The organism is Oricola nitratireducens, from assembly GCF_014904745.1.
GTDB lineage: Bacteria > Pseudomonadota > Alphaproteobacteria > Rhizobiales > Rhizobiaceae > Oricola > Oricola nitratireducens.
In genome coordinates this window covers 1-24,242 of record NZ_JACZCS010000018.1, presented here as the reverse complement: position 1 = coordinate 24,242, position 24,242 = coordinate 1, and the positions used below count along the sequence as shown (strand labels likewise).

The following is a 24,242-nucleotide window of genomic DNA, read 5'->3' as shown; positions in this document are numbered from 1 at the left end:
TGACTATTCGGCCGCCGCGTCGTCGTTGGTGACGACCGGGTTTTGCGTCATGACGAGTTCGGTCGCGGCTTCGGCGGTCACCGGTACGCCAGCGACGAATCCCTGGATATACTTGCAACCCATTTCTTCGAGCTTGCGCACGTCGTCCATGTTTTCGACGCCCTCGGCGACGGTGGCGAGCCCGAGATTGTTCGCCATCGAAATGACCGACTGCAGAAGGATGTCGCGCTGCGTCCAGTCGTTGCGCACCAGCGACTGGTCCAGCTTGATCGTGTCGAACGGGAACTGCTGCAGATAGGCGAGCGACGAATAGCCGGTGCCGAAATCGTCCATCGCGAGACCGATGCCAAGCGCCTTGACCCGCTCCAGAACGCGCGCGTTGTGTTCGGGATTCTGCATCAGCACGGTCTCGGTGATCTCCAGGCGCAGCTTGTGGCGGCGCGACGAGAACCGCGCCTGCATGCCCGACAGCGTGTTGGCGAAATCGCGCATCATCACCTGCTGGCTCGATACGTTGACCGAGAGGAACAGCCCGGCATCGGGCAGCGCCAGGTCCCAGTCCATCAGCTGGCGCATCGCCAGTTCCAGCGCGTGGTTGCCGAGTTCGACGATCAGGTCGGAGCGTTCCGCCACCGCGATGAATTCCGACGGCTGGATCTCGCCGCGGCGCGGGTGGTTCCAGCGCATCAGCGCCTCGAAACCGGCGACGTCGAGCGTGCGGGCATGGACGATCGGCTGGTAGGCAAGCGAGATCTCGCCGCGCTCGATGGCGCGCCTGAGATCGGATTCGAGCTGCAGCTTGTCGGAGCCCGACGTGCGGAAGGCCGGCCGGAACGGTTCGACGCGGTCGCCGCCGAAACGCTTGGCTTGGAACAGCGCCAGCTCGGCGTCGCCGAACAGGTCCTCGTCCTGCGAACGCGCCTGTGTCCAGGTGGCAAGCCCGATCGAGGTTGTCAGGATGATCTGGCGTTCGGCGAACGAGATCGGCGCCTTGATCGTCTTCTTCACCGCGTCGGCGAACCCGGCGATCCGGCCGGGATCGGTCTCCGACAGGAGGATGATGCCGAACTGGTTTCCGGAGATGCGCGCCAGCGTGTCGTGCGGCCTGAGCAGGCGGCGCAGGCGCCGGGCGATGGTGATCAGCAGCGTGTCGCCGGCCGCCATGCCGATCGACTCGTTGACCTGCCGGAACCGGTCGATGTCGACGATCAGCGTGGTCGGGCGCATCGCCTCGTCGACATTGGCGATCGCGATCGCGTTGCGCAGCCGGTCCATGTACAATTCGCGGTTCGGCAATCCGGTCAGATTGTCGTGCACGGCATCGTGCAGCAGGCGCTCCTCGGCGCGCTTCTGGTCGCTGACGTCGATGATCGTGCCGATGCAGCGGATCACTTCACCGTTGGCGCCTACGACGGGCCGCGCGCGCACGGCGTACCAGCTGTAGTGATTGTCGGGACCGCGCAGGCGCATCGCCATGTCGATCTTGCCGCGCTTCTTTTCCAGTACCGAATCGAGCGTCATCCGGAAGCGGTCGCGGTCGTCGGAATGGATATAGGGCAGCCAGTTCTTCGGCTGTCCCTGCAGCGTGCCGGCGCCGAAGCCGATCACGGCGCCCAGGTCGGGCGTCGTGGACAGCTTGTCGCGGCCGACGTCCCAGTCCCACACGATGCCGCCGGACCCTTTCACCGCGAGCGCCTGGCGCTCGACATTGGACAACAGGTTCTGCTGGAAGGCGCCGCCCGAAAAGGCGTTCTGCATGACGGTGAAGCCGATCAGCAGGACGATCAGGACGAGACCGCCGGCGAGCGCCGGCTGGATGATGTCATTATCGATCTGGCCGGATATCGTCATGTATCCGGCCGCGATCCAGGCGATCAGCAGCGCCCAGGCGGGCACCAGCATGATCGCGCGGTCGAAGCCGCGCCAGGCAAAGACGACGATCAGCGCCAGCCCGAATACCGCGGTCGCGGCAAGCGAGAACCGCGCGATGCCGGAGGCGAGCGCCGGATCGTAGAGGACGAGCGCGGACAGGCCGGCGATCCCGAGCACCCAGGCGATCGCGCCGTAGCTGAGGTGCTCGTGCCAGCGGTTGAGATTGAGATAGGTGAACAGGAACAGCGCCAGCGTCGCCGCCAGAGACACCTCGCTCATCGCCCGCCATGTTCGGATGTCGGCGACGGGCACGTCGAAGAACCGGTCGATGAAGCCGAAATCGACGCAGATATAGGCCAGAACGGCCCAGGCGAGCGCCGCCGCGGCCGGGAACATCGACGTGCCGCGCACCACGAACAGGATGGTTAGAAACAGCGCCAGCAGGCCGGCAATGCCGAGCACGATGCCGCGGTAGAGCGTGTAGGAGTTGACGATGTCCTTGTACTGGTCGGCTTCCCACAGATAGACCTGCGGCAGGTTCGGCGAGGCGAGCTCGGCGACGAAGGTGACGACCGCGCCGGGGTTGAGCGTGATCGAGAATATGTCGGCGTCGCGGCTCTCCACCCGGTCGAGCGCGAAGCCTTCGCTCGGCGTGATCGCGACGATGCGCTTGGAGCCGAGATCCGGCCAGAAGAAATGCGAACCCACGAGCCGGAAATGCGGCGCGACGATCAGCCGGTCGATCTGGGTTTCGGTGGTGTTGGCGAGCGCGAAGACGGCCCAGTGGCCGTCGGTTCCCGGCTGCGTCGCCTGGACTTCGATCGTGCGCACGATGCCGTCGATGCCCGGTGCCGTCGAAATCCGGAAGGTTTCGCCCTTGTTGCGATAGATCGTGACGGCGCGCGAGAGGTCAAGCGCCTCGGAATTGCGGCCGATCGAGATCGGCTCGACAGCGAATGCCGGCGCGGCGAGGGTTGTCAGGATCGCGGTCAGCGCGACGAGAAACGTCACGCAAATGCGCAGCAGGCGAAAGCCGCCGCGGCATTCCGTTTTCCCGATCAATTCCTTCAAACCGTCTCACCTTGTTCCACCGGTGCGCCGACGCGCTCGTGGCGCGGGTTAATGCGCGCGTAAAGCACATGGTCGCGCCATATACCATTGATCTTTAAATAAGATCGTAAATATCCCTCGCGAGCGAATCCGGCCTTCTCCAGAATGCGGATCGAGCGTGTATTGTCCGGGATACAGGCAGCTTCAAGGCGGTGCAATCCGAATTGGGCGAAAGCATGGTCGCACAGGATTGCGAGCGCTTCGCTCATGATTCCGTGGCCCTTGTAGCGCTCCCCGATCCAGTAGCCGATCTGGCCGCATTGCGAGACGCCGCGGCGCACATTGCCGAGCGTGATGCCGCCGAGAATCGCACGGGTCTTGTGGTCGCAGATGAAGAACGGAAAGCCGGAACCCGAAGCGATTTCCTGGTTGTAGCGGCGGATGCGTGTCCGGAACGCGGCCTTCTCGAGATCGTCGTCGGGCCAGGCCGGCTCCCAGGGGCGCAGGAACGAGGCGCTTTCGGTGCGCAACGCCGCCCACTCGGCATGGTCCGACATGTCCGGATAGCGCAGATAGACATTCCTGCCGGTGATGATCTGCTGGCGCGTGCCCCGAAATGGAAAGGCGATCATGTCCGGCACCGGGTTGTTCAGCAACGGAGTTTGGGTCAGCCGACGGCGAGTCGCATGCCGGCGCGTGATGAACCGTAAACGTCGGACCCTGCGCCAGACGTGAGCTCCGTACGCATCGTGTCGATATCCATCAGCCGGTCGACCGGGCCGATGGCCGAAACCGTCGGGGCCGACGACGTGAACAGCCGGCCGGCGAGACCGCGCAGGCGCTCAACTGTCAGCTTGTCGAGCCGGTCGAGCAGTTCCTCGTTGGGGATCGGGCGGCCGAACAGCAGGATCTGGCGTGCGATCTGGCCGGCGCGGCTCGGCGCGCTTTCGCCCGACATCAGCAGGCTGGCGCGGAACTGCGCCCGGGCGCGTTCCAGTTCCGGCGTATCGATGTCCTCGGCGGCGCGGCGCAGTTCAGCCAGGACGAGGTGCACGAGTTCGTCGAGATCGCCGGGTTCCGTCGCCGCGTGGATGCCGAAAATGCCGGTGTCCGAAAAACCCCAATGGAAGGCGTAGATCGAGTAGCAGATGCCACGCTTCTCGCGCACTTCCTGGAACAGGCGCGAGGACATGCCCCCGCCGAGCAGCATGGCGAGAACCTGCGAGGCGTAGAAATCGCGTACATGATAGGCGCGGCCCTCGAAGCCGAGCAGGAACTGCGTGTCCTGCAGCGGACGGTGTTCGCGGTAGTCGCCGCCGATATAGTTGGCGAGCGAGACGGCCTTGCCGCGCGGTTTCGCCTGGACGGTGCCGAACTGGCTTTCCACCAGCTTTACGAAGGCGTCGTGATCGATCGCGCCCGTCGCCGCGATCACCATGCGCTCGCCGCAATATTCGCGGTCGATATAGGTGCGGATCTGGTCGGGCGTGAACGAGGTGATCGTGTCGCGGGTGCCGAGGATGGCGCGTCCGATCGGCTGGTGCCGGAAGGCGGCTTCGGTGAAGCGGTCGAAGACGGCATCGTCCGGCGTGTCGTTGGCGGCGCCGAGCTCCTGCAGGATGACGTGCTTCTCGCGTTCGAGCTCGTCCTCGTCGAATTTCGAATTCTGCAGGATGTCGGAGAGCAGGTCGAGCGCGAGCGGGACGTCGTCCTTCAGCACGCGGACGAAATAGGATGTGGTCTCGACGCTTGTGCCGGCGTTGATCTCGCCGCCGACATTTTCGATTTCCTCGGCGATGGTGCGGGCGTCACGCCGCGCCGTGCCCTTGAAGGCCATGTGTTCGAGCATATGCGCGATGCCATGCTCGTTTTCCAGTTCGTTGCGGGATCCGGCCTTGATCCAGACCCCGAGCGCTACACTCTCGACATGTTCGAAACGCTGAGTGGCAACGGTAATTCCGTTGGAGAGACGTGTCGTCTCTACTATCATATGCAAGCTCCCTGGATCGGTCGGTAATCCGACCGTACGCTTCCTCACAATTGGCCGCGCAATGTCAATTTGCCGCTCGCGCGTGCCGGGAAATGTGATCTTCCACTATTTTCAGGTCAGATGGAAGCTCCGTGAAGCTTTCGTGACGTTCCATCAGGTCGGACAGCCAGTCGGGCAACGCCGGATCGACACCGCAGGCCTCCTTGACGGCCGCCGGGAACTTCGCCGGGTGGGCGGTTCCGAGCACCACCATGGGCGCGGCGCTCTTCGCGGAGTGCCGTGCGACATGCACGCCGATCGCGGTATGCGGATCGAGCAGATAGCCGGATTTCTCGTTTACGTGCCGGATCGTCGTCGCGGTTTCGGAGACATGCGCCGTGCCCGCCGAAAAACCGCCGCGGATAGCGGCAAGCGTCTTTTCCGGCAATTCGAAGCGGTGTGCCTGTTTCAAATTCGCCATCGCTGCGCGCACCTGGGCGTCGTCGCGTCCGCTCGCATCGAACAGCAGCCGCTCGAAATTGGACGAGATCTGGATATCCATCGAGGGCGACGTCGTCTTGACCACGTTGCGCATCTCGTAGACGCCGGTCGAAAGCGTGCGCGCCAGGATGTCGTTGTCATTGGTCGCGATGACCAGCGTTTCTATCGGCAATCCCATCTGTTTGGCGACGTAACCGGCGAAGATGTCGCCGAAATTGCCCGTCGGCACGGTGTAGGCGACCGGCCGGTCCGGTCCGCCAAGCGATAGCGCCGAGGTGAAGTAGTAGACCACCTGCGCCATGATGCGCGCCCAGTTGATCGAATTCACGCCGGACAGCTTCACCGACTGGCGGAAGGCGGCATGGTTGAACATGTCCTTGAGGAGTGACTGGCAGTCGTCGAAATTGCCCTCGATGGCGAGCGCATGCACGTTCGATGCGGAACTGCTCGTCATCTGGCGCTGCTGCACCGGCGAGACACGGCCCTTCGGGAACAGGATGAAGATGTCGGTGCGGTCGCGCCCGGCGAAAGCCTCGATCGCGGCGCCGCCGGTATCGCCCGAGGTCGCGCCGACGATGGTCGCGCGCTCGTCGCGCGTCGCCAGCACATGGTCCATCAGCCGCCCGATCATCTGCATCGCGACGTCCTTGAAGGCGAGCGTCGGGCCGTGGAAGAGTTCGAGCACGAACTCGTTGGCGCCGGTCTGGACCAGCGGGCAGACGGCTTCGTGGCGGAAGGTAGCATAGGCCTCGCGCACAATTCTTTCGAAGGTCTCCCTCCCGATCTCGCCCTCGACGAAGGGCCACATCACCATGACCGCGATCTCCTCGTAGGACTTGCCGCGCATCGCGCGGATGTCCGCGGCGGAAAAATGCGGCCATGTCTCGGGCACATAAAGCCCGCCGTCGCTTGCGAGGCCCGCAAGCATGGTGTCGCAAAAACCGAGGACGGGCGCCTGACCGCGGGTCGAGATATAGTTCACTTGGGTTCGCTCACTTTTTGTCTGCGCGCTTGTAGCGCTTTTTTCCCGCGCTGCTTAACCGAAATCCGACAGCTTCTAAAGACCGAAGGACGTCCGCGCCCATTGACTAGCCAAACAAGAGTATGGAAGTTGCGCGCGCCACCGCATGATTGCCATTTTCGTGTTGGTAAGGCAGGGGACTTTGGATGGTTTTTCGGGATAACGGGTTCATCATGCGTTTCGCAAATATTGCAGGAGTCGCGCGTATCGGCGTGCTGTTCAGTCTCGTTGCGCTGGCGTCGTGCCAGACGGCGAAAGTGTCCGACACGCTCGGCGGGACGAAACCCGGCGACGAGAACCTGACGATCGACGATCTGCGCGCCTATTGCCCGCGCGTGACCCTGCTCGAGGGCACGGCGATCCTGCGCACCTACACGAAGGGCAAGAAGGACGATCCGGACGAGATCATTTACCAGGCGACGATCACCGACGTAACGCGTACCTGCAAATACGAGGCCGGAAATCTCTACATGCAGGTTGCCGCGGCGGGCCGCGTCGTCTTCGGTCCGAAAGGCGCCGCCGGCAATCTCGAACTGCCCGTTCGCGTCGCCGTCAAGCAGGGCGAGAACGTGCCTTATTCGCAGCTTGGCAAGATCCAGGTCGCCGTTCCCGCGGACGGCGAGGCGACGCAATTCATCTACAAGGACGAACAGGTCGTGGTGCCGGCGCCGAAGACGCCGTCGCTGCAGGTTCTCGTCGGTTTCGACGAAGGGCCCTACAACACGCCTTGAGCGCCAGCGCGGTATCGTGAGCAGAAAGAAGAGATGGTCTAAAGTTTCGGCCGTCTCTTGGCTCGCCGATCCGGAAACGGTACGTTTCACAAAGCGTTAACTACGTTTCCTAACGCGGCATTCACCCTGATGGGTAACCATGCACCCCAGTTGTTTTGCGTAAACCGGGTGTATCATGTCTGTCGTTCGCCTCGCCTCCAAGGGCCGTCCTGTCGCGGCCAGTGCCGCTCCGTCCTCCCGCTCCGTCGCCGATGTCCTCGACACGATCATCAAGGGCGATTGCGTCGCGGCGCTGGAAAGCCTTCCCGAAAAGTCGGTTGACGTCATCTTCGCCGATCCGCCCTACAATCTGCAGCTCGACGGCGATCTGCATCGCCCCGACCAGTCGAAGGTCAACGCGGTCGACGACCACTGGGACCAGTTCGATTCCTTCCAGGCCTATGACGCCTTCACCCGCGCCTGGCTGCTCGCTGCGCGCCGGGTCCTGAAGCCGACCGGCACGATCTGGGTCATCGGCTCCTATCACAATATTTTCCGCGTCGGCGCCAGCCTGCAGGACCTCGGCTTCTGGATTCTCAACGACGTGATCTGGCGCAAGACCAACCCTATGCCGAATTTCCGCGGCCGCCGCTTCCAGAATGCCCACGAGACGATGATCTGGGCCTCGCGCGACCAGAACGCCAAGGGCTACACCTTCAATTACGAGGCGCTGAAGGCGGCCAATGACGACCTGCAGATGCGCTCCGACTGGCTGTTCCCGATCTGCACCGGCGGCGAGCGCCTTAAGGACGAGAACGGCGACAAGGTTCATCCGACCCAGAAGCCCGAGGCGCTGCTCGCCCGCGTGCTGATGTCGTCGACCAAGCCCGGCGACGTGGTTCTCGACCCGTTTTTCGGATCCGGCACGACCGGCGCCGTCGCCAAGCGTCTCGGCCGCCGCTTCATCGGCATCGACCGCGAACAGGCCTATATCGACGCCGCGATGGCGCGCATCGATGCCGTCGAGCCGGCCGATCTCGCCACCCTGAAGATCGTCGCCTCCAAGCGCGCCGAACCGCGCGTCGCCTTCGTGACGCTGCTCGAAAGCGGTCTGCTCAAGCCCGGCGCAACGCTGACCGACACCAAGCGCCGCTGGATGGCGACCGTGCAGGCCGACGGATCGCTTAGCCATGGCGGCGAGCAGGCTTCGATCCACCGAATGGGCGCCAAGGTGCAGGGTCTCGATGCCTGCAACGGCTGGACCTTCTGGCATTTCGAGGACGAGGGTGCGTTGCAGCCGATCGACGCGCTGCGTCAGGAAATCCGCAAGACCATGGCTATCGCCGGGGCCTGACCGGCGGTCAGTCTCCGCTCAAAACGAAGCGTTCGAACTCTTCCAGCTTGGAGCGCATCGCCGCGCGCATCTCCGGCGCGGCGAGGATATCGCGCACTTGCTGCGGATCCTTCTTGATCAGATGTGCCTCGAAATCCGGTCCGGGAAAGAGCCGGCAGGAAATCGTCTTCAGCACTTCGCGCAGATGGTCGCGCAGATAGGCGCTGCGCGTCGAGGCGTGCACCAGCATCACCGGCTTGCCCGGGATCTCGAAGCGTGAGACCAGCCAGTCGAGCGCGTTCTTGAAGGCGCCGGGAATGCCGTGCGCATATTCCGGGCATGCGATCAGGATGCCGTCGCAGCCGGCGACCTTATCCGCCAGCCGCAGCACGCTGTCCGGCGTATCGGCCTCCAGGTCCGGCGAAAACAGCGGCAGATCGCCCATCCCGTCGAAAACCTCGACCGTAATGCCTTCCGGCGCGATGTTCGCGAAGGCATGCAGCAATGCCGTGTTGGTGGATGCGGAGCGCAAGCTGCCGGATAGGGCGAGAAACCGCATGGCCGTCAGGCGGCGAGCCGGAAGGCGGCGAGGTCCTCGCGCAATTGCTCCGCATCCTCGAAATGGATCGCCTGCCAGCCGAAATCGCGCGCCGAGACGACGTTCTTTTCCGAGTCGTCGATGAACAGCGTCGCCGCCGGATCGAGGCCGAATTGTTCGGTGTGGTGCGCGTAGATCGCCGGATCGGGCTTGATGATCCTGATGTCGCCGGACACCGTGACGCCGCGCGAGTCCTTCAGGAACGGATACATCTCCTGCGCCTCGCGGAACGTGTCGGAGGCGAAATTGGTCAGCATCGTCACGTCGCGGCCGGCATCGAGCTGTTCGCGCAGGATCGCGACGCTGTCCTCGTAGGCATAGGGCACCATCTCCGTCCAGTGACGGCGGAAGGCGCGGATATTGTCGGCCTCGTCGGGGAAGCGCGCGATCAGTTCGTCCTCGGCCTCGATCCAGCTGCGGCCACGATCCTGCTCGGCGTTCCATGCGGGCGAGCAGACTTCTTCCAGGAACCAGGCGCGGCGGCGGTCGTCGGGGATGATCCGCCGGAACGGTGCTTCCGGGTCGTAGTGCACCAGCACCTTGCCGATGTCGAAGACGATGTGACGGATGGTGGTCATGTTTTCGGCCTGGTCAGTCTTCCGATTCGCTCTCTATGGCGAGAGCCAACACTTTTTTCATGACAGTGGGTAGGGCTTCTCCGCCGAGCGACGCCGGATCGCTCCACCACTGGTTTTCGCCCGCCCGCATCTCGCGCTCGGCGCTGTAGACGGAAAGGCGCAGTTCGAAATGCGTGAAGACATGGCCGACGGTCCCGCAATGCATCCAGTCGGCATTCGCCACGGGCGCTTCCGACGTGTCGGTCGTCCCGTCCTGGCGCGCGGTCCATGCCGTCGTCGGCACCTGCGTCATGCCGGCGAGCAGGCCGCTGTCGCCCCGTTTCTCGAGCAGGAAGGCGCCGTCGCGATTGGTCAGCACGAAGGCCGCGCCACGGCGCAGGGGCTTTGTCTTCTTCGCCGGCCTGACCGGGAAGCGCTCCGGATCGCCGGCGGAAAGCGCGCGGCAGTCCTCACGCAGCGGGCAATGCATGCAGGCCGGCCGCTTCGGGGTGCACAGCGTCGCGCCGAGATCCATCATGCTTTGCGCGAAATCGCCGGGCCGCGCGGGATCGGTCAGTGACCGGGTGATCGCGCGGATTTCCTTCTTCGCCTCCGGCAGCGGCGTATCGATCGCATGGAGCCGCGTGATGACGCGCTCGACATTGCCGTCGACGACGGCGGCGGGTTCGTTAAACGCGATCGCGGCAATCGCCGCGGAGGTATAGTCGCCGATGCCCGGCAGATCGAGCAGACCCGCTGACGACGTCGGAAACGTTCCGCCATGGTCGGCCACCACCGCGTCGGCGCATTTCTTCAGGTTGCGGGCGCGCGAATAATAGCCGAGCCCGGCCCAGGCTTTCAGGATGTCGTCCTCATGCGCGGCGGCGAGCGACGCGACGTCCGGCCACTTGGCGGTAAATTTAGCGAAATAGTCCTTCACCGCGGCGACGGTGGTTTGTTGCAGCATGATCTCCGACAGCCAGACGCGGTAGGGATCCGGGCGGATGCCCCTGGCAAGATCGCCCGGCCCGACCCGCCAGGGCAGCTCGCGCGCATGCCGGTCGTACCAGGCGAGCATTTTGCACGCGACGGTGGATGCGGTGGTGTCCGGGGAGGGGCTGGCCATGTCTGTCTTGTGCGCGAAACAGCGCCCCGAGATCAAGCATTCGCTTTTGCGCGTCCGCACGATTATCATGGCGCCATCCGCAAGTGCCGAAAGCGAGGCGGCGTGACGACCGGGAAACCACGATACGGACCATGGAAGACCTACGCGCCCGAGCCCGTCGGCGGTCTCGTATCGGCCGTGCTCGACCCGGTGCTCGCCAAACGCGCCGGCATGACCAGCGCGCTTCTCGCCGCATGGCCGCAGATCGTGCCCGCGATGCTCGCCGAAACGACCCGGCCGCAGAAGATCAACTGGCCGCGCCGCGCCCACGAGGACGATCCGTTCAAGCCGGCGACCCTGATCGTCGCCGCCGAAGGCATGGCGGCGCTGCACGTCCAGCACCAGTCCGGCGAGATCATCCAGCGCGTCAACGCCTTTTTCGGCTTCCAGGCGGTCGAGCGGCTGCAACTGGTGCAGAAACCGGTCGCTCCCGAACGCAAGCCGCAACGCCGCAAGGCGCCGGTCTCAGCCGTCGACGAAAAGCGCATCGAGGCCCTTGCCGGAGGTATCGAGGACGAGGGCCTGCGCGAGGCGCTGATCCGGCTCGGCAGAAGCGTCAAGCAGGACAGGCGGTAGGCGGAACCGGTTCAACTCGGCCCGGTCACCGGGACCAGCGCGCCGTGGATATCGGCGGCGTCATCCGAGCAGAGAAAGGCAATGACGCCGGCGAGGCTCTCAGGCGTCACCCATTTTCCCGGATCGGCCTTCGGCATCGCCGCACGGTTTTCCGGCGTATCGATGATCGACGGCAGCACGCAGTTGACGTTGACGCCGTGTCCTTTCAGCTCCGCGGATGCGCTCTCGGTCACCCGCATCACCGCCGATTTCGAGGCCGCATACGGCCCCATGGTCTTGCCGCCGGTTTTCGCGCCATTCGCGCCGACGGTGACGATCTTGCCGGCGCCGCGCTCGATCATGCCGGGCGTGACGGCGGCAAGCGCCGAAAGCAGCGTGCCCAGGTTGAGATCCATCATTTTCTGCCAGGTTTCGGCGGCGACTTCATGCACCGGCGTGCCCATGTCGAAGCCGCCGGCGATCGCGCAGAGGATCGTCGGCGGCCCGAGCGTCTCGGTCGCCTGCGCGACGGCCTGTTTCGTCGCTTCGCGGTCGGTCAGGTCGACGCCGAAGGCCGCATGCTTGCCGTCCAGGCCGGCGGCGACGGTCTCCACCTTCTCGAGCCTGTGCCCGAACAGCGCGACCGATGCGCCTTCCGCGGCAAACCGGCTCGCGACGGCGCTGCCGAGGTTTCCGGCGGCGCCGGTGACGATCACGGTGTCTCCCTTGAAGCGCATGGGCCTTCTCCTTTCGTGTCGAACTAGGTCGCGGGAGACAATAATCGAGTGCGGCCCGCGTTCCATCCCGCCTTGCCAGCGTCACCGCGATGTGATTGTTCGCGGCAATGACCGCAAACGCAAAGACAACCGAAATCCGCGACCGTTTCTGGGAGACGGTGCCGCTCGAGGAGATGAATGCCGCCGAGTGGGAGGCGCTCTGCGACGGCTGCGGCAAGTGCTGCATGTCGAAGCTGATCGACGACGACACCGACGAGATCTACTATACGACAGTCGCCTGCCGCCTGTTCGATGCCGGGGCATGCCGCTGCACCGACTACGAGAACCGCCTGGAGCAAGTGCCGGACTGCGTGCGGCTGACGCCCGAGAACGTGCGCACCATTCCGTGGCTGCCGAAGACCTGCGCCTACCGGCTGCTCGCCGAGGACCGTCCGCTGCATAACTGGCATCCGCTGCTCACGGGTGATCGGGACTCGGTGCACCGGGCGCATGTCTCGATGCGCCATCGCGTCACCGCCTTCGAGCAGGACATGGCGCATGAAGGCGAATATCTCGACCACATGGTCGAGGAGGGAATGTAGGCGGGAACCGCGCGCGAAGCGAAGCGTTTTCCCCCAAGAACAGCAAAGAGGACAGATATGGCCGAGACCGAAACCGGGACGCTGATCGAACGCTATCTCGCCGCCTTCAATGCGGGCGATACTGATGCGATGCTCGACTGCCTGCACGAGGATGTCGCCCACGACATCAATCAGGGCGGCCGCGAGATCGGCAAGGAGAAATTCCGCTGGTTCAACGCCGAGATGACCCGCCATTATGACGAGCGGCTGGCCGACATCGTCGTCATGGTCGCGGAAGGCGGCGTGCGCGCCGCCGCCGAGTTCACTGTACACGGCAAGTATCTGGCGACCGCGGAGGGCCTGCCGGCGGCCAACGGCCAGTCCTACACGCTGCCCGCCGGCATCTTCTTCGAAATCGACGACGGGCTGATCAGCCGCGTGACGACCTATTACAATCTGCAGGACTGGATCGCGCAGGTTTCCAAGGAAGGCTGATGACTGTCGAGGTCCGTCCGCTGCCGCGCGACGAGGTCGTCGCGCGCTTCGACGATCTGGCGCGCCTGCGCATCGCGGTCTTTCGCGCCTGGCCCTATCTCTATGACGGCGACATGGACTACGAGCGCCGCTATCTGGAAACCTATCTGGAAGCGCCCGGCGCTTTCGTCTGCGGCGCCTTCGATGGCGGCAGGCTGGTCGGCGCGGCGACGGCTTCACCCTTGGCGGAGCACAAGGCCGAGTTCGCCGAGCCCTTCGCGAGGCTCGGCTTGCGTGTCGACGACTTTTTCTATTTCGGCGAATCCGTCCTGCTGCCGGACTATCGCGGGCAGGGCGTCGGCGTCCGCTTCTTCGGGGAGCGCGAGGCGGAGGCCCGGGCCCAGGGCTTTTCGAAATGCATCTTTTCCGCCGTCATCCGCCCGGACGACCACCCGATGCGGCCGGACGATTACGTGCCGCTCGACGCCTTCTGGCAAAAGCGCGGTTACGCCCGCGTCGAGGGCCTGACGACCGCCTATTCATGGAAGGACATCGGCGCGTCGGACGAGACCGCGAAGCCGATGCAGTACTGGATGCGCGACCTGGGCTGAGCCTCACGCACATGTGTTTGGATTCAGGCCGGCGCGTCTTGCGGATCGTTTCCCGGCGCGATAGCAGGCTCACGCATTGGGGGAGAGGAACGATGATCACAACCAGACGCGCATCGCTGCGGGTCCTGCTTGCCGGCGTGACGATCTTCGCGATCGGCAGGACCGCTCTCGCCGGAAAGATGAACCTCGCCGTCGATGGCCTCGCGATCGAGGGCTACGATCCGGTCGCCTATTTCACGCAGGACAAGGCGTTGGAGGGTTCGCCGAAGATCACGGCCGTCCACGACGGCGCGACCTACCGCTTTGCGAGCGCCGAAAACCGCGACGCCTTTCTCGCCGATCCGGCGAAATACGTGCCGCAATATGGCGGTTTCTGCGCCTTCGCGGTGTCGCGCGGCGCCACCGCCGCGGTCGATCCGCAGGCCTTCTCCGTCGTCGACGGCAAGCTCTATCTGAACTTCACGAAACGGGTCCGCAGCCAGTGGCAGACCGACATTCCCGGCAATATCGCGAAGGCGGATGCCAACTGGCCGGGCTTGTCGGGCGAGTGAGGGGCATAACGCCCCTCTGCGCTACTGGTCGATGGCGAAGGTGACGTTGACGGTCACCGAATAGGCGTTCTCGCCGGTCGCGACCGGAACCGGCGCGGCGTCCGAGGCTTCCATCATCGCGACCTTGGCGCGCGCCAGTGGCACCGGCTGCGGCCGGAAGGAATTCTCCGAAATTTCCAGCACCTTGCCGAGGCCGACGCCGGCGGTCTCCGTCAGCGTCTTCGCCTTGGCCATCGCCTCCCGCATCGCCTTGACGCGCGCTTCCTTGATCGCGCCTGAGGGATCGTCATTGGTGAACGCGATGCCGCCGCCCTGGTTGACGCCGAGCGTCACCGACCTGTCGAGGATCGCGCCGACCTTGTCGAGATCGCGGACCCGGACCGTCAGCGAGTTGCGCACGGTGTAGCCGACGATTTTCGGCGGCTGGCGGTCGCCGTTGGAGGAATTCTTCGGGTAGAGATATTTCGGCTCGATGGAAAAGCCCGAGGTCTGCAGGTCGCGATCCTCGATGCCTTCCGCCTTCATCGCGGCAAGCACGTCGCTCATCGCCGCCGTGTTGTCGTCGAGCGCGGCACGCGCCGTGTCCGCTTCGCGCATCACCGTCAGCGAAAGCACCGCCATGTCCGGCGCGACGGTGGCCATGCCTTCGCCCGATACCATGATGCGCGGCGTCGGCTCGCTGTCCTGCGCCAGCGCGACGCCTGGGGCAGTGGCCGCGACCGTTGCGAGCACGAGGGTGGAGAAAAATGCGTTGCGTGTGAAAATCATCGAAATGTGGTCCCGTAAAAAGCCCTTCGCATCCGGCGGTGCCACGCCAATGCGCCGCAATCAAGGCGCGCAATCCATGCCCGGCGCAAACCCGCTTGTGAAGCGCGAACGATTCGGATAATTGATCCCGGCGTGGGGCCTGTAGCTCAGTTGGTTAGAGCCGGCGGCTCATAACCGCTTGGTCGTAGGTTCGAGTCCTACCGGGCCCACCACCTCTCCCATCTTTCTGCCTTATTTGTTTCCCTTTTTTGCAGCGTGGGCAAAGCAGGTGACATCGTCGGAAAAATCGTGGCTGCCGGGGCGGGCGTTGCGTGCCTGGCAGGGCCTGTCGCCGCACATCCCCACGTCTTTGCCGACGGCCATGTGGTGCTCGACGTCAACGCGAAACACGAACTTGTCGCCGTCACCAACATATGGAAGTTCGACGCGCCGTTTTCCGCCCTCGCGGTGACCGGCCTCGACACGAATCGTGACGGCAAGCTGCAGCCGGCCGAATTGAAACCGCTCGCCGAAACGTCCATGGATTCGCTCAAGGACTATCACTTCTTCACCTGGGCGACGGACGGCGGCGTCGATTCGCAATTCTCCCGTCCGCGCAATTACACATATCGCATGGTCGGCGGCCGGCTGATCCTCGATTTCACCATGCCGCTCAAAGCGCCGCTCCGGCTGGACAAGAACCTGAAGGTCGAGGTTTTCGATCCCGAATATTTCGTCGCCTACTCCTTTCCCGATCGCGGTGCGGTAGAGATAAAGGGCGGCGCCGCGGATTGCGCCGCGGTTTACACGCCGCCAAAGCCGTTGGATGCCGAAATGATGGCCAAACTGGCCGCTATCCCGGCGGAGCAACACGATTTGCCTTCCGCGCTTGCGGATGCGGCGGTGGGTCTGGCGCATATCTTCACGGTAGATTGCCCGTGAGACGGGTCGCGCTTATCTCGGTCGCGGCAGCGATGCCGATCGCGTTCGCGCCGGCATTCGCATGGGCGGGGTCCGGCCCGTTCGGGGTCGCCACGCCGGATTCGCCTTTGGGAAACGGCATTGGCGGTCCGTTTGCTCCAGTACTTCTGTTCGCCATGCGCATGCAGACGCAGTTCTACCAGAAGCTTGTCGCGGCATTGGACGCCTTCTCCGGCAATGCCCATGCCGGCGTCTGGTTGATGGGGCTGAGTTTTCTTTATGGCGTGTTTCATGCGGTCGGCCCCGGTCATGGCAAGGCGGTGATCGCGTCCTATCTGGTCGCGACCGGTGACACCCGACGCCGTGCGGTGCTCTTGTCGATCGCCGCCAGTGTCCTTCAGGCCGTGACGGCGATCGTCATCGTCTCGGTGGCGGTGATCGTTTTCAACACGACTGCGGCCGCCATGGCGCAGGTTACCGACGGCATTGAAATATTCAGCTACGCACTGGTCGCGCTTCTGGGGCTGGCGCTGATCGTGTCAAAGGGGCAGGCGATGCTGGCCGCCTGGCGGGTACGGCAAGTCAACAGAAGCGCATTTTCCTGCGATGCCATACCCGCTGGCGTGACCTCCGCCGACGCCCTCGAGCCGGACATGGTGCGTCATGGTGTCAACTGCGCATGCGTGGAAATGAGCCGGCTCGCCGTCGCGGGACCGAAAGCGAGCTCGCGGCAAATGCTCGCCACCGTTTTCTCGATGGGAATGCGGCCATGCTCCGGTGCCCTCATCGTTCTGGTGTTTTCCCTGTCGCGCCACCTTTATCCCGCCGGAATGGCCTCGGTCTTCGCCATGGCGGCGGGCACGGCCTTGACGGTCAGTCTCGTTGCGCTGCTGTCCGGTACGGCCCGTGATCTCCTCGGCCGGCTGGCCTCGTCGGACAACGCCGGAGCGGCTGTCTTTTCCGCCTCCCTGCAGGTTGTCGCGGCCTTCGTCGTCTTCGCTTTCGGACTGACCATGGCAGCGGGCGTTCTGGCCGCCGACGGATTGCTTTAACGCGCCGCGTTCGCTAAATCCTGTGTCTCTCACACCAGCAGGATCGTCGATCCCACCGTGCGCCGCGCCTCGAGGTCGGCATGCGCGGCGGCCGCCTCCCTGAGCGGGCGGGTCGCCGCGATGTCGAGGCGGATCGTGCCGTCGAGGATGCGGGCGAACAGGTCGGCCGACCGTTCCAGCAATTCGCCGCGCTCGGCGATATAGTCGAACAGCACCGGCCGGTTGGCCGACAGCGATCCGCCGGCGGCGAGGTCGGCGAGCGAGAAATCGCGGATCAGGCCGGAGGACTGGCCGAAATTGACGAACATGCCGCGCCGTTTCAGGCATTTCAGCGATCCGCGCCAGGTATCGGCGCCGACGCTGTCATAGACCGCCGCGCAGCCTTTTCCGCCGGTCAGCCGCTCGACCTCGGCGACGAAATCCTGCGCCTTGTAATCGATCACGTGCGCGTAGCCGTGCTTCGATGCCAGCGCGACCTTCTTCGGGCCGCCGGCCGTGCCGATGGCATGCGCGCCGAGCGCCTTCAGCCACTGGCCGAGGATCAGGCCCACGCCGCCCGCCGCGGCATGGACGAGCACCGTGTCGCCCGGCTGCACGGCATAGGAGGAGGTGACGAGATACTGTGCCGTCAGGCCCTTCAGCATAGCGCCGGCGATGGCGACGGAATCGATCCCGTCGGGCAGCGGAACGAGCCGTTCCGCCGGCACCACGCGCCGCTCGCGATAGGCGCCGTGCGGCATCACATAGGCGACGCGGTCGCCGCGTCTGAACTCAGTCACGCCGGCGCCGACCGCCTCGATGGTGCCCGATGCCTCCGCGCCGGGGATCATCGTCCCCTCCGGCCACGCATAGAGACCGGTGCGGAAATAAACGTCGATGAAGTTGACGCCTATCGCCTTGTGCGCCACCAGCACCTCGCCTGGCCCTGGCTCGGGGGTGGGCAGATCTGCCCACTCCATCGCCTCGGGGCCGCCGGGCACGCGTGCGACCAACCCGCCGGCCATCGTCTCAGCTTTCCACGAGGAAGGCCGGATCGACCGGCAATTGCATCGCAGTCACGAGATGGTTCGTCTGCGCAGCGAGGCCGATGACCGCCAGCAGTTCGGCGTGCTGGGCGTCGGACATGCCCTTCGCCTTTGCCGCCGCGGTATGTGAGTGGATGCAGTAATTGCAGCCATTGGCGGTCGAGACCGCGATATAGATCATCTCCTGCACCATCGGGGGCAGGGCGGTGTCGCCCGTCATCACCGCCTTCAGGCTTTCCCAGGTGCGTTTCAGCGTCACCGGATCGTTCGCCAGACCACGCCAGAAATTGTTGATGAAATCGGTTTTCCGGGTCGCGCGGATGTCGTCGAACACCGCCTTGACGGCGGGGATCGCGTCGGCCTCGGCATCGCTCAAGAGTTTTACGGTCGCCATGTCGTTCTCCCGTTTGTCAGGCTTTCGCCCAGTCCCAGTAAAGCTGCCGCGCCTTGCGCGCGATCGGCCCGAATTGCAGTTCGCTGCCGTCGAACCCGATCACCGGGACGACCTTGGAAATGTTGCCGGTCGAGAAGATTTCCTCGGCCTCGCGGAAATCGTCAACCGACAGCGTCACCTCGTGCACGCTTACTCCGGCCTCGCGCAGAAGACCGATCACCCGTTGCCGCGTGATCCCGTTCAGGAAGGTGCCGTTGGGGATCGGCGTGAACACTTCGCCGCCGCGCGCCATGAAGACGTTCGAGGTGGCGAGTTCGGCGACATTGCCGTTGGCGTCGCAGCAAAGCGCGTTGTGATAGCCCTTCGCCTGGGCCTCGCGCACCATGCGGGCATTGTTGGCGTAGAGGCACGCCGCCTTCGCGTTGACCGGCATCACCTCCATCGTCGGGCGGCGGAACCGGGTCGTGGTGATGGTGAAGCCGGTCGGCTCCACCATCGGCATCTCTTCCAGGCAAAGCGCGAAATCCGTGCTGTCGGGCTTCGGCGGCAATACGCCCGCGTCGCTCTCCTCGGCCCAGTACATCGGCCTGATATAGACGTCGGTGCCCGGTTCGAACTTCTTCAGCCCCTCGAAGGTCAGCGCCTCGATCTCCCCGCCGGAGAGCGTCGGCTTGAGCCCGAGCGCCCGCGCGCTGTCGTTGACGCGGGCCGAATGGCGGTCGAGGTCCGGGGCCACGCCCTCGAACAGGCGCGCGCCGTCGAAGACGAGGCTGCCGAGCCAGGTGCCGTGCGACGCCGCTCCGAGCACGCGCAGGTCGCCCTGGTGCCAGTCGCCACGCCAAAATGTCCAGATTGTTTTTGCCACGGTTTCCTCCTTTCCGTCCTAGTGGACGGCGGCATACATGATCTTTTCTTCGGTCGCCTCGACGGGCGATAATTCTTCCACGATCCGCCCCTGCCGGCAGACGAGAATCCGGTCGGACAGGTTCATGATCTCCGGCAGGTAGGACGAAATCACCACCACCGCGAGGCCCCGGTCGGCGAGATCCTTGATGATCTGGTGGATCTCGGCGATCGCCGCCACGTCGACGCCACGCGTCGGTTCGTCGAAAATCACCATGCGCGGTTTCTGGATCAGGCCCTTGCCGATCACCACCTTCTGCTGGTTGCCGCCCGACAATTCGACGACGCGCGCATCCGCGTTGATCGTCTTGATGTTGAGCCGCCCGGTCCATTCCTCGGCAAGCTCGCGGATCGTGCGTTGCCGGATCACGAAACCCTCTTCGCGGCCCGCCGAAAGAAGGCCGCCGAACATGTTCTCGCCGATCGACATGGTCTCGAAAATGCCTTCGGATTTGCGGTCTTCCGTCACATAGGCGATGCCGTCGCGCACCGCTTCGGCTGGCGTGTAATAACGCACCGGCTTGTCGTCGAGGGCGATGGCGCCGCCGCCCCGGAAATCGCGCTTGTAGATGCCGGCGACGATCTTGAACGTCTCGGTCCGGCCCGAGCCGATCAGGCCGAAGACCCCGGTGATCTGCCCCTCGAACACCGAGAACGACGTGTTGCGCACCATGGCGCCCATCGAGATGTCCTGTACCGACAGCACCTTGCGGCCGGCCTTGCGCAGATGGGTGACGTCGCGCTTCTTGTAGAGTTCGCCCGACAGCGTCCGGCCGACCATCGCGGCGACGATCTTGTCGCGATCGAATTCCTCCGTCGGACCGGTCGCGACCAGTTCGCCGTCGCGCAGGATGGTGATGCGGTCGGAGATCAGCAGCGCTTCTTCCAGCGCATGGCTTATGAAGACGATCGACACACCGCGCGCCTTCAGCCGCCGCAGGAGTGCGAAGAAGTGGCGCTTTTCCTCCGGCGTCAGGGTCGCGGTCGGTTCGTCGAAGATGATGACGCGGGCCTCGTGATGGACCGCGCGGGCGATCTCGATCATCTGCCGCTTGGCCGCGCCGAGCGTTTCCACCATCGCTGTCGGATCGACCGGGAAGTTCAGCGATTGCAGGAACTGCTGCGCCGAGATGTAGATTCCGCGCAGGCGATTGAGGAAGTTTTCCGAGCCGAGATAGAGGTTCTGCGCCACCGTCATCGACGGCACCAGGCTCGTTTCCTGGAACACCATGGCGATGCCCGCCTGCAGCGCCTCATGCGGCGTCGTGAACCGGACTTCCTTGCCGAGATAGGTCATCTTTCCGGAGGTCGGTTCCACCACGCCGGCCATCACCTTGGTCAGCGTCGATTTTCCGGCGCCGTTTTCGCCGAGCAACGCGTGGATCTCGCCTTCGCGCAGGTCGAAATCCACGTCCTTGACCGCCGGCACGCTGCGGTAGGCCTTGGTGATCTTCTCCATGCGGACGATCGGGTCCATCACATCGCCTCCGGAGCCAGAATGCAGTCGCCGCCCTTCGCGGCGACCAGAAGCCGACCGTCGGCCTCCATGACGCTGGTCGTGCCGTGGCGGCTGCCATTGGCGCGGCTGTGCAGGCTCTCCACCGGCGCGAGATCGCGGTCGAGCCGCACGACGAGGCCGTGGGAGCGGCTCGGCGCCCAGGCTTTGTGCACGCCCATCGTGCGAATGCCGCCGCATTGCAGCGGTTCGAGGAAACTGCGGCCCGAGGACAGGGAGGGCGCGATCCAGAATTCGCGCGGCACGCTCGCCATCATGTCATAGCGGTAATGCTTTTCCTGCAGGACCAGTTCGATCAGCCGGTTGCGCGGCGCAAAGATCGCCAGCCACGCGCCGCCATCGGCGGCAGGCGACAGCCGGGCAGGGTAGCCGGGCAGGTGTTTCAGCACGGGCTTCGCGCCGCCGGAGCCAACCCGCACGAGCCGGTGCCGCCAGCTTTCGCTGACGATCGCCTCGTCGCCGAGCGGCAGGATTCCGTAGGGCCATTCGATGCCGCCTGCAACCTTGGCGAAGGCATTGCCCGGCTTGCGCCGCCAGACCGAGCCGGACGCGTTCTTTTCCATCAGGTCGGCCACCCATGCCGAAGCCGGCTGCTTCTCCGAACCGTTGGCAAGCCACAGCGAACCGTCGTCGCCATAGGCGAGCGCGGTAATGCAGGCGATACCCTTCGGCAGCGTCACCGGCTTCCCGCCTTCCAGCAGGGTCCCGTCGTCGAGCGCGACGGCGAGTGCCCCGTCCTGCGCGGCGGCAAGTGCCGTGATCGTGGAGGCAAATGTCTCGACCTGTTCCGGCGCGCCGCCGTCTCTCAGGGCATAAAGCCCCGCACCGCTCGATGCGAACAGGCGCCCGCCCGCTGCGCACAGATTGTCCGCCGCCGGCAATTCGGCGAAGACGGCGGAATCGTCCAGCCCGGTATTGGCGCGAAACGCGCCGTCGAGCGGCGGGATCGTGATCGCCTTGCCGCGGAAGATGTCGAGGATCGGATCGAAGATCATGTCCGTTTCCCCCAATAGGCCTCGTTCGCGTCCCAGTCGGGATTGGCGCCCTCGATCCTGAACCGCCCGACGCGATTGTTGAGGATACCGCCGATGAAGAGATGCCCCTTGTGCTCGCGCATCGAGGTGACCATCGGATGCGCATGGCCCGACAGGTCGGCCATCGTCTGAACGATGTTGCAGTTCTCGTCGAACTTCACCACGCCGCCGGTGTTGATGTTCGGGAACAGCCATTCGTCCTGCGGCAGCCGCCGCGTCATGCGCTTGCGCATCGCCGGGTGGCGCAGGGAAAGATCGAAGGACGGTGTGCGCATGCCGAGCCAGGCCATCCAGTAGGTTCCGTCGGAGGCGCGGTTGATGTTGTCGGTATAGCCCGGCATATCCTGGATCACGCATTCCGCGGTGCCGGCCTTCGGCCCCTCGATCCAGTAGCGATGAATGCGGCAGCGCCAGCTTTCGGCGAAGAACAGCGACTTGTTGTCATGCGCCATGCAGACGCCGTTGGTGTAGCGATAGCCGTCCAGAAGCGTCGTGGTCGAACCATCCTTCGGATCGTAAACCAGCAGCCGTCCCGTACCGCGGTTCTCGATCGAATCGAGCGCCCAGTCATGCGCGTCGTAGCGCTTGGTGGAGTCGGTGAAGTAGATCTTGCCGTCGGGCGCGATGTCGAGGTCGTTCGGATCGCGCAGCCGCGCGTCGTCCTGGATCGAGGTCCAGGACCGGCGTGTCTCGGCCGACAGCTTCGTCACCTCGCGATCGGGCGAGATCGAGTAGAGCCCCATCGCGCCGACGCAGCTGATCAGGTTGCCCTCGCGGTCGAAGGCGAGGCCGAGCGGGAACCCGCCGATATGGGCGAAGACTTCCGAACGGGTGTAGTCGGGCGCAAAGAACCGCACGATCTCGCCATGCCGGGTGCCGCAATAGAGGTTGTCGTCGCGGTCGAGGATGACGTCCTCCGGGCCTTCCAGTTCGCCGAGACCGATATGTCCGGCCTCCGACAGGCGGTTGTTGAGTTCATACGGCGTGCCCGAACCGGGAACCGCCGATTGCGGCTCGCCCATCTTCAGATAGACCGGCGCGACATAGACCTCGTTCAGCACCTTGTGGCGGTTCTTCAGCCAGCGGATGTCGATGGTCACAGCGACGGCGAGCAGGATGCCGAGCACCATCTGGTTGGTTCCGGTGCCGTAGCCGAGCCGGATCAGTCCGTTGGTCATCACCAGCACGATCACCGCGCCCATCAGTCCCTTGACCACGGAGCCGCGCCCGCCGCCAAGGCTGTTGCCGCCGACGACCGCCGCCGTCAGCGCGAGGATTTCGAGGCCGTGGCCGGTGCCGGGGCCCGCGCCGGACAGACGCGTCGCGATCAGGAAGCCCGCCGCCGCCGAGCACAGACCCGAGAACACGTAGGTCAGGAACACCGTCAGGCGCACCTGGATGCCGGCATTGTGCGCCGAGCGCCGCGATCCGCCGACGGCGAGCACGTGCCAGCCGGGGCGCGAGCGCGTCAGCGCGATATGGGTGACGATGGCCAGCGCAATTGCCGAAAGCACCGGGATGGAGACGCCCAGTAGCGTACCGTCGCCGATGTAATCCCAAGCGTCCGAGGAGGCCATCGAAAGCTGGATCTTCGATCCGAAGGAGACGACGAGAATGTCATAGAGCGCGCGGCCGATGATGAAGGTCACCAGCGTGGTGATGAACGCCCTGAGGCGCAGGAAACCGATCAGGTAGCCGTTGATCGCGCCGAACACGAAGCCGGTCGCAAGCGAGGCGGCAAAGGCCAGCCAGACCGGCTGTTCGAAAATGAAGAAGGTCGACACCGCCGCAAACGCCGACAGCGCGAAGATCGAGCCGACCGCGAGGTCGATGCCGCCGCCGAGCATCACGACCGTCAGGCCGATGACGACGAGGCTGAACTCGCCCAGTTGGCGCGTCGATTCCTGCAGCGAATAGAGCTTGAAGAAGCCCGGAATGATGCTGCCGAAGGTCGCCACCGTGATCACGAGGGCAAGAAACGGGATTGCATTGTCGGTCCAGCGCTTGCTCAGGATCTCGCCGATCACGTGGTCGGGAATGAGATTGTAGCGCCAGGCCTGCAGCCGCTCGCGGAGTGTCATCGGGTATCCATAAGGTCAGAAGGAGGGGGCGGCCGGAACGCTCCGGCCGCCGGCTTCAGGCAAAAGCCCGATGATCAGTTGCCGGCCATTTCCTGCAACGCCTTCAGGTCCCAGCAGCTGTCCGGCCGCATATTGTCCTTCGTCGTCGCGTGCAGCAGCGTGTAGATATAGGCCGACGAGGTGCCCGCCGGCTGGCCGCTCTGCAGCAGGTACTTGATCATGGTGACCATGTTGTAGCTTTCCTGCGCCAGCTCGGTCATCACGACGGCGCCATAGGTGCCGTTCTCGATCATGTCGCAGTCGGC

Annotated in this window: 24 protein-coding genes, 1 tRNA gene and 1 pseudogene; 10 read left to right on the top strand and 16 right to left on the bottom strand. The window is 64.6% G+C overall.

What is annotated here, in order from left to right:
* Positions 1–3: 3 nt before the first annotated feature.
* The 4 genes from IG169_RS10530 to thrC all read right to left on the bottom strand — a co-directional run bounded on the left by IG169_RS10530 (position 4) and on the right by thrC (position 6,374).
* A complete protein-coding gene (locus tag IG169_RS10530; RefSeq protein WP_210325962.1) occupies positions 4–2,898 on the bottom strand; it encodes a putative bifunctional diguanylate cyclase/phosphodiesterase in 2,895 nt (964 codons plus the stop codon).
* A 41-nt stretch (positions 2,899–2,939) separates the two neighbouring features.
* Entirely contained in the window at positions 2,940–3,554 is a 615-nt protein-coding gene (locus tag IG169_RS10525) for a GNAT family N-acetyltransferase (RefSeq protein WP_193176169.1), read from the bottom strand.
* Positions 3,555–3,589: 35 nt separating this feature from the next.
* Positions 3,590–4,912, bottom strand: coding sequence for a M16 family metallopeptidase (locus IG169_RS10520; RefSeq protein WP_193176168.1), 1,323 nt, complete (start codon positions 4,910–4,912; stop codon positions 3,590–3,592).
* Positions 4,913–4,976: 64 nt separating this feature from the next.
* On the bottom strand, positions 4,977–6,374 hold the full coding sequence (thrC, locus tag IG169_RS10515) for a threonine synthase (protein ID WP_193176167.1): 1,398 nt from the start codon (positions 6,372–6,374) through the stop codon (positions 4,977–4,979).
* Positions 6,375–6,586: 212 nt separating this feature from the next.
* On the opposite strand from thrC, the gene IG169_RS10510 reads away from it, so the two are divergent.
* Together IG169_RS10510 and IG169_RS10505 are read left to right on the top strand one after the other, a co-directional pair.
* Positions 6,587–7,144 carry a hypothetical protein gene (locus tag IG169_RS10510; protein ID WP_193176166.1) on the top strand — a complete coding sequence of 186 codons (558 nt, stop codon included), beginning with the start codon at positions 6,587–6,589 and terminating at the stop codon, positions 7,142–7,144.
* A gap of 175 nt (positions 7,145–7,319) precedes the next feature.
* A complete protein-coding gene (locus tag IG169_RS10505) occupies positions 7,320–8,477 on the top strand; it encodes a site-specific DNA-methyltransferase (RefSeq protein WP_193176165.1) in 1,158 nt (385 codons plus the stop codon).
* 7 nt (positions 8,478–8,484) lie between these two features.
* Here the strand turns inward: IG169_RS10505 and IG169_RS10500 are convergent, their stop codons facing one another.
* From IG169_RS10500 to mutY, 3 genes are read right to left on the bottom strand one after another with little or no spacing between them, the layout of a single operon-like run.
* Positions 8,485–9,015, bottom strand: coding sequence for an NADPH-dependent FMN reductase (locus IG169_RS10500; RefSeq protein WP_193176164.1), 531 nt, complete (start codon positions 9,013–9,015; stop codon positions 8,485–8,487).
* Between the two features lie 5 nt (positions 9,016–9,020).
* Positions 9,021–9,632, bottom strand: coding sequence for an HAD family hydrolase (locus IG169_RS10495; protein WP_193176163.1), 612 nt, complete (start codon positions 9,630–9,632; stop codon positions 9,021–9,023).
* A gap of 13 nt (positions 9,633–9,645) precedes the next feature.
* The gene (gene mutY / locus IG169_RS10490; protein ID WP_193176162.1) at positions 9,646–10,737 is read right to left on the bottom strand and encodes an A/G-specific adenine glycosylase; all 1,092 of its coding nucleotides are present in this window, start codon (positions 10,735–10,737) and stop codon (positions 9,646–9,648) included.
* 102 nt (positions 10,738–10,839) lie between these two features.
* On the opposite strand from mutY, the gene IG169_RS10485 reads away from it, so the two are divergent.
* On the top strand, positions 10,840–11,352 hold the full coding sequence (locus IG169_RS10485) for a DciA family protein (RefSeq protein ID WP_193176161.1): 513 nt from the start codon (positions 10,840–10,842) through the stop codon (positions 11,350–11,352).
* Positions 11,353–11,363: 11 nt separating this feature from the next.
* Here the strand turns inward: IG169_RS10485 and IG169_RS10480 are convergent, their stop codons facing one another.
* Positions 11,364–12,068 (bottom strand): SDR family oxidoreductase, encoded by a 705-nt coding sequence (locus IG169_RS10480; RefSeq protein ID WP_193176160.1) that lies wholly within the window; start codon positions 12,066–12,068, stop codon positions 11,364–11,366.
* A 107-nt stretch (positions 12,069–12,175) separates the two neighbouring features.
* On the opposite strand from IG169_RS10480, the gene IG169_RS10475 reads away from it, so the two are divergent.
* The 4 genes from IG169_RS10475 to IG169_RS10460 all read left to right on the top strand — a co-directional run bounded on the left by IG169_RS10475 (position 12,176) and on the right by IG169_RS10460 (position 14,264).
* On the top strand, positions 12,176–12,649 hold the full coding sequence (locus IG169_RS10475) for a YcgN family cysteine cluster protein (protein WP_193176159.1): 474 nt from the start codon (positions 12,176–12,178) through the stop codon (positions 12,647–12,649).
* 57 nt (positions 12,650–12,706) lie between these two features.
* Positions 12,707–13,123, top strand: coding sequence for a ketosteroid isomerase-related protein (locus tag IG169_RS10470; RefSeq protein WP_193176158.1), 417 nt, complete (start codon positions 12,707–12,709; stop codon positions 13,121–13,123).
* Complete coding sequence (locus IG169_RS10465) at positions 13,123–13,713, top strand: GNAT family N-acetyltransferase (protein ID WP_193176157.1); 591 nt, start codon at positions 13,123–13,125, stop codon at positions 13,711–13,713. The genes IG169_RS10470 and IG169_RS10465 overlap by 1 nt, the downstream gene beginning before the upstream one ends.
* Before the next feature lie 92 nt (positions 13,714–13,805).
* Positions 13,806–14,264: a YHS domain-containing (seleno)protein gene (locus IG169_RS10460; RefSeq protein ID WP_193176156.1), complete on the top strand. Its 459-nt coding sequence runs from the start codon at positions 13,806–13,808 to the stop codon at positions 14,262–14,264.
* Between the two features lie 21 nt (positions 14,265–14,285).
* On the opposite strand, the gene IG169_RS10455 is transcribed toward IG169_RS10460, so the two are convergent.
* Positions 14,286–15,038 (bottom strand): SIMPL domain-containing protein, encoded by a 753-nt coding sequence (locus tag IG169_RS10455; RefSeq protein ID WP_193176222.1) that lies wholly within the window; start codon positions 15,036–15,038, stop codon positions 14,286–14,288.
* Between the two features lie 129 nt (positions 15,039–15,167).
* On the opposite strand from IG169_RS10455, the gene IG169_RS10450 reads away from it, so the two are divergent.
* The 3 genes from IG169_RS10450 to IG169_RS10440 all read left to right on the top strand — a co-directional run bounded on the left by IG169_RS10450 (position 15,168) and on the right by IG169_RS10440 (position 16,984).
* Positions 15,168–15,244 (top strand) — tRNA-Ile (locus IG169_RS10450).
* Positions 15,245–15,320: 76 nt separating this feature from the next.
* Positions 15,321–15,953, top strand: coding sequence for a DUF1007 family protein (locus IG169_RS10445; RefSeq protein ID WP_193176155.1), 633 nt, complete (start codon positions 15,321–15,323; stop codon positions 15,951–15,953).
* A complete protein-coding gene (locus IG169_RS10440) occupies positions 15,950–16,984 on the top strand; it encodes a HoxN/HupN/NixA family nickel/cobalt transporter (protein WP_193176154.1) in 1,035 nt (344 codons plus the stop codon). The genes IG169_RS10445 and IG169_RS10440 overlap by 4 nt, the downstream gene beginning before the upstream one ends.
* 29 nt (positions 16,985–17,013) lie before the next feature.
* Here the strand turns inward: IG169_RS10440 and IG169_RS10435 are convergent, their stop codons facing one another.
* The 7 genes and pseudogenes from IG169_RS10435 to IG169_RS10405 all read right to left on the bottom strand — a co-directional run.
* Positions 17,014–17,988, bottom strand: a complete 975-nt coding sequence (locus IG169_RS10435) for a quinone oxidoreductase family protein (RefSeq protein ID WP_193176153.1) — start codon at positions 17,986–17,988, stop codon at positions 17,014–17,016.
* A gap of 4 nt (positions 17,989–17,992) precedes the next feature.
* Positions 17,993–18,403, bottom strand: a complete 411-nt coding sequence (locus IG169_RS10430; protein ID WP_193176152.1) for a carboxymuconolactone decarboxylase family protein — start codon at positions 18,401–18,403, stop codon at positions 17,993–17,995.
* 16 nt (positions 18,404–18,419) lie between these two features.
* Complete coding sequence (locus IG169_RS10425) at positions 18,420–19,268, bottom strand: branched-chain amino acid aminotransferase (protein ID WP_428982245.1); 849 nt, start codon at positions 19,266–19,268, stop codon at positions 18,420–18,422.
* An 18-nt stretch (positions 19,269–19,286) separates the two neighbouring features.
* Entirely contained in the window at positions 19,287–20,783 is a 1,497-nt protein-coding gene (locus IG169_RS10420) for a sugar ABC transporter ATP-binding protein (protein ID WP_193176151.1), read from the bottom strand.
* Complete coding sequence (locus IG169_RS10415) at positions 20,783–21,817, bottom strand: SMP-30/gluconolactonase/LRE family protein (protein WP_193176150.1); 1,035 nt, start codon at positions 21,815–21,817, stop codon at positions 20,783–20,785. Before IG169_RS10415 ends, IG169_RS10420 begins: the two co-directional genes overlap by 1 nt.
* Positions 21,814–23,937 (bottom strand): ABC transporter permease, encoded by a 2,124-nt coding sequence (locus tag IG169_RS10410; protein WP_193176149.1) that lies wholly within the window; start codon positions 23,935–23,937, stop codon positions 21,814–21,816. The genes IG169_RS10415 and IG169_RS10410 overlap by 4 nt, the downstream gene beginning before the upstream one ends.
* Before the next feature lie 74 nt (positions 23,938–24,011).
* Positions 24,012–24,242: pseudogene (locus IG169_RS10405) on the bottom strand (sugar ABC transporter substrate-binding protein); the annotation flags it as partial.